This window comes from Pseudomonas sp. TWI929 (assembly GCF_039673335.1).
In the GTDB taxonomy this organism is placed as follows: Bacteria; Pseudomonadota; Gammaproteobacteria; order Pseudomonadales; family Pseudomonadaceae; genus Aquipseudomonas.
In genome coordinates, this window is the sequence record NZ_JBDJLK010000120.1 from 1 (window position 1) to 11,661 (window position 11,661).

Genomic DNA, 11,661 nt, shown 5'->3' on the forward strand with positions numbered 1-11,661 from the left:
CCCACCCCGATTACACTGAACTCAAGCCATGCGCCTTACCTGTGGGAGCTGGCTTGCCGGCGATGGGCTGCGCAGCAGCCCCGTCAATCTAGAAGGCCCCATGCACCCGCACGACCACACCTAGAAACTCGCAACCCTCTTCACACAGCAGTGCCGGGTAGTTGCTGTTCAGCGCCTTCAGGTACCGCTGCCCGCCTTCCTCGGTCAACTCGCGGAAAATCGCCGGTTTGCCTGGCTGACGAGCGATCACCAGACGCCCTGGCTCAGCCTCTACCCCAGCGTCCACCAGCATCCGCATGCCCTGCGGCACACTGCGGCCACTGAGGGCGCTCATCGCGTCATTCTCAACGGTCAGCCAGAACGCCTTGCCCTGCGCCAGGTAGCCGGTCTGCTCGAACACGGCAGGTTCTTCTGCCTGCGCAGCACCTAACTCACTCCAACCCAGCACCGGGTAGCGAAAACACACGATGTACGGCATGAGGTCCAGATCGTCATTAGCGTCATCCACCTCGTAAACGCTCCGCTCCACGTCAACCTGCCCCTGAATGCGCAGTTGTAAACTGACGCTGTAGTGGGGCATGCCAATCTCGACGAGCGTGCGGTTCATCGACTCGACCTTCGGCTGCCGCCGCTTGCTCACCCAATGCCCCACGCTGCCTTGAGACACGCCAACGCGCTCGGCAAGCTGTTCTTGAGTGAGCCCTAGCTCTTCCATCCGGTCGCGAACGAGGGCAATCCATCTGTCCATATTCATCGCTGGCATGATCATCCGTTGTAGGAGCGGCCTTGTGTCGCGATAGGGCTGCGCAGCAGCCCCGACAATCTAGAAGGCCCCGTGCACCCGCACGACCACACCCAGAAACTCGCAACCCTCTTCACAGAGAACAGTCGGATAGCGCGTATTCAGCGGCTTGAGCATCTTGTCTCCACCCTCCTCGACCAACTGCCGCAACACTGGCGGCCGCCCCGGCTGCCGTGCAATGACCAGCCTGCCTGGCTCTGCCGGCAGGCCGGTATCCACCAGCACACGCATACCCTCAGGCACGCTCTTGCCACTGGCGGCATTCATCGAATCGTTTTCCACCACCAGCCAGAACGCATTACCCGCGGGCATGTAGTCCGTCTGTTCGTGGGCCTTGCTTGTCTCTGGCAAAGGCCCCTGTAAGTCAGCCCAACTCAGCACTGGGAAGCGAAAGCTCGCATAAAGCAGCGCTTCGGCCGAAACCGGCTGCTCGGCCGCATAGTGGCCAGGCGCTTCGCGCACGATATCGCGCTCCACCACCATGACTTGAGCTTCCAGAAACACCAGCCCCAGTTTTTCGAGCTTCTCGTTAATGGTCTCCAGCGTCGGCCGCCGCGTACCACGCAGCCAATGCCCCACGCCCCCCTGCGTCATGCCCAGGCGCTCGGCCAGCTTGAGCTGGCTGAGGTTATGTTCGCGCTTGTAGCGCTTGAGAAATGCGTTCCAGTTTTCCATGAGCGGCAACAATACGGACTGTATTACTCGCAGCAATACACAATCTGAATTATTTATTTAGCATTAAATAGTACAGACTGACCTATGCTGTGATTCCAGTGTGCTTGAAGGGAAATCAGCAGGTATCGCCATGAAACCATCGAAAAACGACGAAACAGATCTCGACAGCGAAGCCGCCCGCCGTGCGCTCGACTACTACCTCAACCCCAACCCGCCACGCCCCACCCAGGACAACAAGATCTGGACCCTGCACGAAGGCGTAACCGGCGACCAGGCCCAGGAGCACGCCATCGCCCTGCTGCGCTGCGCCGCCGCCACTGCGCAGGAAACCGCCACCCACCAGCACGGCAGCCAGCGCGAACTGACCTTCGCCCTGATGCACATGATGGACATGGCCCGCGCACTGCTGGAGCACAAACGCCCCGGGGAACGGGGTTTATAGACAAAAAGAAGGGAGAGAACGTGATGGCTTGGTAACGGCAAAGGCCCCGATTGCCGGGACAAGGAAGCGCGCCGGTAAAACTTTTTTACCGGATTAGCGAAAATTCATTTGACTGGCAAATGATAACGATTATTATTGCACTCAGCTGATCGCGAGATCTGCTGGATAACCTGGAGCTTAGGTCGCTCTCAGATTATCTCCTCATCAGGCTAATCACGGTTTTTGACCCAGCTTTTTGCTGGGTCTTTTTTTTGGCTCTTCAGGCTAATGAAGATCGTGATGGCGCGCATGATAGCAAAGGTGTTTCAGGGCGTGAACGCTCATTACAAAACTTTGCGGAATCAGCACTTGAGAATCAATCTCGTTTCACCTACGCTGATCACGCATCAAGGACGATGCCCCCTCCCTCCCCCCTTCCGAGCAAGGAGCTGTCAATGACCCGTCTGCTGCTGCCCCTTGAGCACCCAACCCCTGCTGCCGAACATACTGCCGACGACGCCTTGCTGCATGCCCTGAAACGCCTGCCACGGCGTGTGCAACAAGTGTTCCTGCTCAACCGCCTGGACCAGCTGGACTTCGCCAGCATCGCCGCCCGCCTCGACCTGCCATTGCCAAGCATTGAACGGCACATGGACCAGGCACTTCAGGCCGGCCGCTCACCCCAGGACGGGCTGGCGAGTGTTGCCGGGCAATGGTACGTGCGCTTGCAAAGCCCACAGGTGACGGCGTGCGAGCGCATCGACTTCCGCCGCTGGCTGGATGCGGACCCGGCGAATTTGCAGGCGTTTCACGAAACGGAACTGCGCTGGCGCAGCCTGTTGGCACCGGCACGGCAACTGGGCCAGGACGGCTGGTACCGGCAAGGCCGGGCGGCGCTGTCGTTGGGCGGCTGTTCGGTGGCGGTCGGGCTGGGTGTGGCGGCGTTGGTGCTGTTTGGTTTTTGGGCCTGATCAACGCCTCAGCAATGCTGCATCTCATTGTCTTTGATGCATGCAAGTAACAGCCATCCACACAAACTGGCGCTCAGGAACAGAAGCCCCAAGCTCATCGGCAGCGCACTTTCAACGCCTGCAACAAGACTGCCAGCCAAACCACCACCTGCAAACAGCCATGTAGTATTGAGCGATGCTGCCGCACCGGCCTGCTGCGGGTAACGCCCCAAGGCTTGGGTAGTCGCAGCGGGGCGCACCAGCGTTGTCCCGGTCGTGCAGATGATCATCGGTAGCAGAAGCCCCACCACCGTTAATCCTGCTACCTGCTCCCAGATCACCAAGGTGATGCCCCCGACGGCTATCAGCAGGAACCCCGTTTTGATCTGAGCCTGCGGGCTTACGCGATTGTTCAAGTGAGTCGCGGCTGCTCCGCCAGCAACATACGCAAGTCCATAGGCAATAAATGCAATGGAAAATTGATATGGCGTCAGACCCAGCCGGTCCATCAATACCAAAGGCGCGATAACGATAAAGGAAAAATGGCAGGCAAAGGCAAGGCTGGACAACATGGCGTGCGCGAGAAAGGTCGTATCACGCAGCATGATCAGGTAGCTGCGCATGCCTAGGGTACGGCCACACGACGCAGGCTTGTCCTGCAGCAGAGCATACGTTAGGCATAAAACGATCACGGCAATGAAAGCGAATACCACAAAACTTCCCTTCCAGCCAAAAGAATGTTGAAGAAAAGCGCCTGCAACCGGTGACAACGAGATGAACAGCCCACTTGCGCTGGTCAGCAGGATTCGCATGGCATTGCGCTGTTTATCCCTATACAGATCCTGCACAAGCGCCTGGCCCAGCACGAAACTCCCGCAACCCAAGGCCTGCAGTAAACGGAACGCCATGAATGTCTCATAACGGGTTGAAAATACACAACCCACTGCCCCTGCAATGGACACTCCCAGCCCTGCGAGTAACAAACTCTTACGTCCCATGCCATCCGACAATGGCCCGATCACAACTTGCGCCAAGGCAACACCAAAAGCAAAGAAACTCACCGAGTAGGCTATTTGCCGTGACTCGACGTGGAGCTCGTCTGCGAGCGCAGGGAACGATGGTAGGATCACATCCAGAGGGAATACGCCTAGCAGACACAACAGAATCAACAGGGCCGAGTACAGAAAGCTACTGAGCGAACCCAAGGGCCGGCTCATGCGACTAACCCCGCCGTTTTGAATTGCATAAAATAGCCCTCATCATCCAGCAAATCAGTGCGCTTAATCGCTCGAAGCGTCGGCCCAGAAACCTCAATCATCCGCGCAGGCCAATTCGCCTCTAAATAATCGACAACTTCGCGCCCGATGGCTGGCCGACTTTTAAAAAGCATCTGCAAGAAATGAATATCAGGTCGACAGAAGACCGCAAGCACCTCAAGCAGCACTTCAACCACATAATTTTTCTCGCACCTGGAGATCTTCCACCACAGCCGGACGAAGCACTCAGAAAAGAAGACCGCATGGCGCCCCTCATCATGCAAATGATCAATCAGCATATGCGCCACAGGTTCTACAAGTGAGTCGCGAGATAGCTTTAATAACTCACAAACAATCAAAGTCTCTGAGAAAAACGCGATACAAAATCGGGTTAAATCTCTAAACCTTAAAGGACTTTCCTCCAAAATACGGTCTAGCCCCACAATTCGAGCAGACTTAGCCCGCACCAGATCAAAATGTTTTGCCACCTGATCTGCAATATCCCGTGAAAATAGAGCGTGGTATCCTTCATCAGCGTAGAGCTTCAAAGCGATACGACGCTCTTCATCCTCAAAGTACTTCTTTAAACCGCCAACCACGACGCACTGCACAGCCTCATTGACATGAGCCACCTCCAGCTCTGTCGTGTAGCCCATGAAATACACCAAATGATATACATGCAAAGTCCTCAACTCTTGCTTTGAAAGAGCTTTTACTGAGTCATGAGCCAATGCAGAACTGAGCGCAGCAGGAAACCACATGCCAGGCTCAGATTGAGCAAAGTCCGCCTCCGAAAATTTGTATGCATAAGGCCGCGAGCGCACAGCGCTAGACAAATGCCAATCTCTAAACATAGCAACACTACGATCAGTCATTCTTCTCACGCATACACCTCGTGCAAACCTTACTTCAATAGAGACCTTAAGCAGTTCGGGATAGCGGAACCATCGCTATAACCGCAGCCGACAAAAAAAATCACCTGCTCATCAGGATTTTCAAGCTTTAGCAATGGTTCAATGGTGGACTCATTCAACGCACCAGTTAGCCATGTACTCATCCCACCGGCAGTGGCCGCCAGTTGAAAAGTCTGTGCCACATGGCCAATCTCTATCAATGCCATCCGATAGGCACGTGAATGCTCATACTTCCACCACAACTTATCGAACCTAGAGGTCAGAAACAGCCCTACCGGCATATCGTTCGCGAAATGCTGACCTGAAAGCAAATCGCCCAGCCTCGGCACTACCTGACTACGCCAATGTAACTGATGGTGCTGAGGATCGTAGTAGTATATTCCTGGCTCCAAGCCTTCGACATTAGCTACATATACATAGCCCTCCGTAGCATTTAAGCCACCCGCTGATGGACTGCTACGACGTTTGGAGAACTGCTCAACGCCTCCTTCTTGATTAGAAAGTGCTCGCCTCTCAACAAAGCCTAGTGCATGATGCAGGATCTTCCCTAGCTCAGCTATAGAAATCGGTACGTGATGGAAGGCTCTTACAGTTGCTCGTCGCGCAAGCACCTCATCAAATTCATCCGCAGCGCACAAACCAGGCAACTGGATACCGCCTACAACACCCCGAAATGTCTCAACAGGCGAAGCCTCACTCAATACATCATTACAATGTTCGAGGTATTGAGCAGCCCACTCATGCTCGCTGGACGGCTGGTTTTCCAGCACTATATCTTTGGTGCCAAGATGAAAAATCCTAGAAAGCACATCCCAACCCCAAGCACTCTCGCCTCCGGTAGAATCCAACACAACCTTACAGCGCTTCAAATCCTCAACTACCACATCATTTAAATCACTGCAGCCTTGGCCATAAATTAATGAGACCAACCGATGCGCATGCTCCACCGACAACTGATACTGCTTGTGCCTCTTGAAGTCCCAGCAAATCAGAGCATTATCTATAGCAATAAAAAAGCAGTCCCTACTTATCATACCCCCTCCCTTAGCCAAAGCGCAGGCCGGCACTGCGCTTCAGCATTTACCGGCTAAATCTTATTTAGCCTTTTTGACCAAAAGAGCCAAATTTCCCAGCTTTACAGATTCCATCTTGATAGCTTTCATTTTGAATCTCCATATAAATGCCGCGACATTGCGACACTCCTGATAATAGCGATATCTTAAAGAAGCACAAGCCGAAGCAGGCAGCGAAATTTCCGATGGTGTTGTAGGATTTTTTACCGACACACTTACGAACGACGCACCCAGATTACCCGCAAGACATCTGACACGCGCAAAACAAGCCATCAGGCTGTCATCTAGAGCGGTTAAATTCAGATATACAAAAACAACTTAGTCTCAGTTCTCGAGCCGAAGATCAGATCTATTGCGGACTAAAGGACTGTAAATTCCTGAAGTCACATTCATGGATAGTTAAGGCCGTCGCACCTGTAGATGACCGGATCAGTTGCGGCGCAGTCATCGAAACCGGTGCAGCCTGCACGATCATCGAGGGCCAAGCGGAGGGAGGGAGACACGACCAGCCACGGAGGGACCTGGGTCGAGGGTTAGCCGGGTTGGCTCACTGATTGACAGCAGGCCCCAGCGACGTACCAGAATTCAAATCCTGACACTGCCGCCGGGCAAGCCCGTCCAGAAAATACGCTTAGCCTTCCAACCCTTTCTTCAGCGCCGCCAGCCCGTCTTCATAGATACCGGCAAACAGCGCAGTAGCTTCAGCATCGCTGATCCCAGCCGGCACGAACGAGCCGGACCATTCCACACGAGCGCCGCTACCCTCAGCCACCACACGCAGGGTCGACTGGTAGTCACGTACCGGTGCCGGCCCGCTGAGGATGGTGTAGCTGTAGCTGCGACCTGCTTCGTTGAAGTCCAGCAGGCGTTCGATGATGGTGTCGCCAGCGACGCTCTTGAGGGTACGGACGCGGCCGCCTTCGCTCAGGGTGCTTTCGGGGATGAAAGGCAGCCAGTCGGGTAGCGCGTCGAAACCGCCAATCAGTTGCCAAACGCGGTTGGCATCGGTTGCCAGGGTGATGGAAGCTTGTGCAGTTGCCATGATGATTCTCCTGGGGCGTGGCCCCATTGATTCGGGGTAAGCAGGGCCGCGGTGCGGCCCTGCAAAGTCGGTTTAAACAGCAGGTACCGGGGCTTGGGCGTTAATCAGCCCTTGCTGGCGCAGGTCGTTCCAGAAGGCCATCGGAATCACCTTGCTCAGTGCGGCGAGGTCTTCATTGGCGTGCTCAGGGCGGGTGGAGCCCGGAATCACCGAGACTACGGCCGGGTGGGCCAGGGCGAACTGCAAGGCAGCCGCCTTCACATCCACACCATGGGCACGGGCTACGGCACGGATGCGCTCAAGCTTGGCCAGTACCGGCTGGGTGGCTTTCTGGTACTCGAAGTGCTCGCCGCCAGCGGTCACGCCCGAGCTGTACGGGCCACCCACGACAATGCCGACACCCTGCTCCACCGCTTGCGGCATCACGCGTTGCAGCGCGCGGTCGTGGTCCAGCAGCGAGTAGCGGCCGGCCAGCAGGAAGCCATCAGGGCGAGGCTCATCCAGGTCGAGGGTCAACTCGATCGGCTCGACGCGGTTCACACCCAGGCCCCAGGCCTTGATCACACCTTCTTCACGCAGGCGAGTAAGCACGCGGAAGGCACCAGTACGGGCGATTTCGAATTGGCTCAGCCATTCATCACCGTAGAAATCCTGGGCGATGTCGTGGATCCAGACGATGTCCAGGCGGTCGGTCTTCAGGCGGCGCAAGCTGTCTTCGATGGAGCGCAGGGTAGCGTCGGCGCTGTAGTCATTGACGATACGGTTGCGGTTGCCGTGCTCGAACAGGCCGCTCTTTTCACCCAGTTCACGGGCGGCGGGGTCTTCCAGTTCGTCGAGGATGATGCGGCCAACCTTGGTGCTGAGCACGTACTCGTCACGAGGGCGGCCGGCCAGGGCATTGCCCAGGCGGGTTTCGGAGAGGCCGGCGCCATAGAACGGGGCGCTGTCAAAGTAGCGCACGCCGTTGCTCCAGGCGGCATCGACGGTAGCTTGTACTTCGTCTTCAGGCACGTTACGGAACATGTTGCCCAATGGCGCGGTACCGAAGCCCAGTGGGTTGGCGATAAGGGATTTGAGGTTCATGTGCGTTTTCCTGATGGGGGAGTTGGTTGTGAACTCCAGTGGCCGCAATCCTATGCCCCACCCAGCAAGACCGTCCAAGTCATATTTCGAACGACTTGAGACCTTTTATGCAACACCATAGCCTTGGCGCTACGCCGGATGGCGCTGCTCAGCGGTTCCAGGGCGCCTCGGCGTTTGCGTCGATGCTATACCGCAGCCGCGCTTCGGCATGCTTGCCAGGGTCGATACCGGCCAATGCCGCCAAGGCAATGTGGTAACGATCAACCTCGAAGAAGCGACGCAGCGCAGCACGCGTGTCACTGCGGCCGAAGCCATCAGTACCCAAGGCGGTGAACGGCCCGCTGACATGGGGGGCGATCAGTTGGGCATAAGCACGCACGTAGTCGCTGACCGCCACCACGGGCGTATGCCCGGGCAGGCAACGCAGCAAATGGCTCTGCCCTTCGCAATGGCTGCCGAAAAGGCGCAGGCGTTCTACTTCGCGAGCGTCGCGCGCCAGCTCCGAGAAACTGGTGACACTCCAGAGCTGGCTGCTGATGCCCCAGTCCTGCTGCAGCAACTCGGCGGCGGCGATCACCTCGCGCATGATCGCGCCAGACCCCAGCAGGCGTACCGCAGGCTCAGCACTTCCGCGCGTGCCATACAGGCGCATGCCGCGGATGACATCGTCGTGCTCGCTGTCCTGCAGGGCGGCCTGGGTGTAGTTCTCGTTTGTCACCGTCAGGTAGTAGAACTCATCGCACTGCTGCTCAAGCATGCGTCGGCTGCCATGATCGATGATCACGGCAGCCTCACTGGCGAACGCAGGGTCGTAGGCACGGCAGTTGGGCACCGTCGAGGCGATGAGTTGGCTGGTACCGTCCTGGTGTTGCAGGCCTTCGCCCGCCAGGGTGGTGCGGCCAGCGGTGGCGCCAATCAGGAAACCGCGGGCGCGCTGGTCAGCAGCCGCCCAGATCAGGTCGCCGATGCGCTGGAAACCGAACATCGAGTAGTAGATATAGAACGGCAGCATCGGCTCGCCGCTGACGCTGTAGGAGGTCGCTGCAGCTACCCAGGACGAGACGGCGCCAGCTTCGGTAATGCCTTCTTCCAGCAACTGGCCATCAGTGGATTCCTTGTAGTAGAGCAATGCCCCGGCATCCTCCGGCTCGTACAGCTGGCCCACTGGTGAATAGATGCCGACCTGGCGGAACAGGTTGGCCATGCCGAAAGTACGCGCCTCGTCGGCCACGATAGGCACTATGCGCGGGCCCAGCTGCTTGTCTTTGAGCAGGTTGGTGAACAGCCGGACCACGGCCATCGTGGTGGAGATTTGCCGGTCATCGGGCTCCAGGGCAAACCGTGCATATTCTGCGAGCGGCGGTATGGCAACCCTGGGGGCCACGCTGCTGCGTCGAGGGAGGTATCCGCCCAGCGCCTGACGGCACCCATGCAAGTAGCGCAATTCGGGGCTGTCGTCGTGCGGTCGATAAAGGCGCATCTCCTCCACTGCCTGGTCATCCAAGGGCAAGGCAAAGCGATCTCGAAACGCCTTGAGGGCCTCGACATCCAGCTTCTTCTGTTGGTGCGAGGTGTTGCGCGACTCGCCGGCCTGGCCCATGCCAAAGCCTTTCTTGGTCTTCGCCAGGATGACTGTGGGGTGGTCCTTGTGTCGCTTCGCTGCGTCGAATGCAGCGTGCAACTTGCGCAAATCATGGCCGCCGCGACGCAGGCCATCGATCTCGGCCGGGCTCATGTGGGCGACCAGCGCTTGCAGCTCCGGCTCCAGGTCAAAGAAGTGGGCACGGTTGTAGGCACCATCGTTGGCACCCAAGGTCTGGTATTGGCCATCGACGGTGCTGGCGAGGCGGCGCAGCAGAACATGGTTGTGGTCCCGCGCGAACAGTGCATCCCAGCCCGACCCCCAGACCACTTTGATGACATTCCAGCCAGCCCCCTTGAACAGTGATTCCAGCTCCTGAATGATTTTCCCGTTACCGCGTACAGGCCCATCAAGCCGCTGCAGGTTGCAGTTGATCACGAAGGTGACATTGTCCAGTTTCTCCCGTGCGGCAAACGACAGTGCGGCGACGGACTCCGGCTCGTCCATCTCGCCATCGCCGAATACGCCCCACACATGGCGGCCTTGCGTCGAGGCGATACCACGATGTTGCAGGTAACGCAGGAACCGAGCCTGATAGATGGCGTTGATGGGCCCGATGCCCATGGAGCCCGTCGGAAACTGCCAAAAATTCGGCATAAGCCAAGGGTGTGGGTATGAGCAGAGCCCGCCGCCGTCCACCTCCTGCCGGTAACGCTCGAGTTGCTGCTGTTCCAGCCGGCCTTCAAGGAAGGCGCGCGCATAGACACCTGGAGCTGAATGGGGCTGGAAATACACCAGGTCGCCTTTGCCGCCTTCAGTATCGGCACGGAAGAAATGGTTGAAACCTACTTCGAAGATCTCTGCGGCAGAAGCGTAGCTGGCAATGTGGCCGCCCAGTTCGCCATAAGCCTTGTTCGCCTTGGCCACCATGGCCAGCGCATTCCAGCGAATGATTGAGGTAATGCGCTCCTCCATCGCCAGATCACCGGGGTACACCGGCTGCTGTTCCAATGCGATGGTGTTCTGATAGAGCGAGTAAGGGTTGGCGGCGATTCGCGCACCCAGGTGGCCGGCATGCTCGGCCAGGCGTTGCAGCAAATACTCCACTCTCGCGCTTCCCGCACAGCGTGCTACGCCCTCCAGGGCATCGAGCCACTCGTTCGTCTCGACAGTGTCAATATCTTCAGCAGCTTGATCGACGATCTCGGGCGCTGGAATCGAGTTGCTCATTTCACACGACCTCAGGTGGTTGAAACGACAGCCGCGGGTGCACTGACTTAACGTAGACCTCACATTTATTGTATGCAGCCATGCACCGCCTGCGCGCCATGCGGGCGATTGTCGGGGGCGGTGGAAAGGTTTCAACATTGATTTGAATCAGTAAAACGCTACAGGCGGTGTTGTAAACAGCTCAGCAAACATAGGGGAATGCAGTTTGATGAGCGAGTCCAACCAGGCAACCAGAATTATCTGCAACAATCTTGAACTGGCTGATCAATTGCGCCAGTTGTTGGCTCCTATAGCACCCGATTGCGAGGTGCTGAGTGCGCCCGGTAATTGCAGCGCCGTACCGCTCTGCCGTTGGCTAGGTGCAGCACAATTGGGGCCGGCTGGGCAGGTACAGGCTGCTTTGCTGGATGCTACCGAGGTGCTGGAGCAAACCCGACACGCCTTCAAATCCCGCGAACTGGGGCTGCTACGGCGGCGCTTGGTTGCATTGCTGAATAATTTGTCGGACAATCCAGAATGATGTAAATGTGCCATCACCAGGTTCCGCCCTGCGGGAACCGGCTTTGCCGAGCAGGATATCGGGCCTGAAAGACGAAGCGCCGTGGCAACAAGTTCTTGACCAGAGCTTGTTGC

General features: G+C 57.3%; 11 protein-coding genes. 3 read left to right on the forward strand and 8 right to left on the reverse strand.

The genetic code is table 11. From position 1 onward, the window contains the following. Positions 1–88: 88 nt before the first annotated feature. Positions 89–754 carry a LexA family transcriptional regulator gene (locus ABE456_RS26700; protein ID WP_346646604.1) on the reverse strand — a complete coding sequence of 222 codons (666 nt, stop codon included), beginning with the start codon at positions 752–754 and terminating at the stop codon, positions 89–91. 69 nt (positions 755–823) lie between these two features. Next, positions 824–1,477 (reverse strand): S24 family peptidase, encoded by a 654-nt coding sequence (locus tag ABE456_RS26705; RefSeq protein ID WP_346646594.1) that lies wholly within the window; start codon positions 1,475–1,477, stop codon positions 824–826. Between the two features lie 130 nt (positions 1,478–1,607). On the opposite strand from ABE456_RS26705, the gene ABE456_RS26710 reads away from it, so the two are divergent. After that, positions 1,608–1,919: a hypothetical protein gene (locus ABE456_RS26710; RefSeq protein WP_346646595.1), complete on the forward strand. Its 312-nt coding sequence runs from the start codon at positions 1,608–1,610 to the stop codon at positions 1,917–1,919. Positions 1,920–2,353: 434 nt separating this feature from the next. After that, complete coding sequence (locus ABE456_RS26715; protein WP_346646596.1) at positions 2,354–2,869, forward strand: DUF4880 domain-containing protein; 516 nt, start codon at positions 2,354–2,356, stop codon at positions 2,867–2,869. Positions 2,870–2,877: 8 nt separating this feature from the next. Here the strand turns inward: ABE456_RS26715 and ABE456_RS26720 are convergent, their stop codons facing one another. The 6 genes from ABE456_RS26720 to mdeB all read right to left on the reverse strand — a co-directional run bounded on the left by ABE456_RS26720 (position 2,878) and on the right by mdeB (position 11,028). Next, the gene (locus ABE456_RS26720) at positions 2,878–4,065 is read right to left on the reverse strand and encodes an MFS transporter (protein WP_346646597.1); all 1,188 of its coding nucleotides are present in this window, start codon (positions 4,063–4,065) and stop codon (positions 2,878–2,880) included. Continuing rightward, the gene (locus ABE456_RS26725; protein ID WP_346646598.1) at positions 4,062–4,979 is read right to left on the reverse strand and encodes a diiron oxygenase; all 918 of its coding nucleotides are present in this window, start codon (positions 4,977–4,979) and stop codon (positions 4,062–4,064) included. The genes ABE456_RS26720 and ABE456_RS26725 overlap by 4 nt, the downstream gene beginning before the upstream one ends. A gap of 29 nt (positions 4,980–5,008) precedes the next feature. Further along, positions 5,009–6,052 (reverse strand): SagB family peptide dehydrogenase, encoded by a 1,044-nt coding sequence (locus tag ABE456_RS26730; protein WP_346646599.1) that lies wholly within the window; start codon positions 6,050–6,052, stop codon positions 5,009–5,011. A 670-nt stretch (positions 6,053–6,722) separates the two neighbouring features. Next, positions 6,723–7,133 carry an SRPBCC family protein gene (locus ABE456_RS26735; protein WP_346646600.1) on the reverse strand — a complete coding sequence of 137 codons (411 nt, stop codon included), beginning with the start codon at positions 7,131–7,133 and terminating at the stop codon, positions 6,723–6,725. 72 nt (positions 7,134–7,205) lie between these two features. Further along, on the reverse strand, positions 7,206–8,216 hold the full coding sequence (locus tag ABE456_RS26740; RefSeq protein WP_346646601.1) for an aldo/keto reductase: 1,011 nt from the start codon (positions 8,214–8,216) through the stop codon (positions 7,206–7,208). Positions 8,217–8,364: 148 nt separating this feature from the next. After that, entirely contained in the window at positions 8,365–11,028 is a 2,664-nt protein-coding gene (mdeB, locus tag ABE456_RS26745) for an alpha-ketoglutarate dehydrogenase (RefSeq protein WP_346646602.1), read from the reverse strand. A gap of 208 nt (positions 11,029–11,236) precedes the next feature. Between mdeB and ABE456_RS26750 the strand changes: the two genes are divergently transcribed. Continuing rightward, positions 11,237–11,548, forward strand: coding sequence for a hypothetical protein (locus ABE456_RS26750; protein WP_346646603.1), 312 nt, complete (start codon positions 11,237–11,239; stop codon positions 11,546–11,548). Positions 11,549–11,661 lie beyond the last annotated feature (113 nt).

Bases quoted from the DNA above. Each gene is read 5' to 3' on its own strand.
- ABE456_RS26720 (WP_346646597.1), bottom strand. From the start codon at position 4,065: ATGAGCCGGCCCTTGGGTTCGCTCAGTAGCTTTCTGTACTCGGCCCTG.
- mdeB (WP_346646602.1), bottom strand. From the start codon at position 11,028: ATGAGCAACTCGATTCCAGCGCCCGAGATCGTCGATCAAGCTGCTGAA.
- ABE456_RS26715 (WP_346646596.1), top strand. From the start codon at position 2,354: ATGACCCGTCTGCTGCTGCCCCTTGAGCACCCAACCCCTGCTGCCGAA.
- ABE456_RS26730 (WP_346646599.1), bottom strand. From the start codon at position 6,052: ATGATAAGTAGGGACTGCTTTTTTATTGCTATAGATAATGCTCTGATT.
- ABE456_RS26750 (WP_346646603.1), top strand. From the start codon at position 11,237: ATGAGCGAGTCCAACCAGGCAACCAGAATTATCTGCAACAATCTTGAA.
- ABE456_RS26700 (WP_346646604.1), bottom strand. From the start codon at position 754: ATGAATATGGACAGATGGATTGCCCTCGTTCGCGACCGGATGGAAGAG.
- ABE456_RS26735 (WP_346646600.1), bottom strand. From the start codon at position 7,133: ATGGCAACTGCACAAGCTTCCATCACCCTGGCAACCGATGCCAACCGC.
- ABE456_RS26740 (WP_346646601.1), bottom strand. From the start codon at position 8,216: ATGAACCTCAAATCCCTTATCGCCAACCCACTGGGCTTCGGTACCGCG.
- ABE456_RS26705 (WP_346646594.1), bottom strand. From the start codon at position 1,477: ATGGAAAACTGGAACGCATTTCTCAAGCGCTACAAGCGCGAACATAAC.
- ABE456_RS26725 (WP_346646598.1), bottom strand. From the start codon at position 4,979: ATGACTGATCGTAGTGTTGCTATGTTTAGAGATTGGCATTTGTCTAGC.
- ABE456_RS26710 (WP_346646595.1), top strand. From the start codon at position 1,608: ATGAAACCATCGAAAAACGACGAAACAGATCTCGACAGCGAAGCCGCC.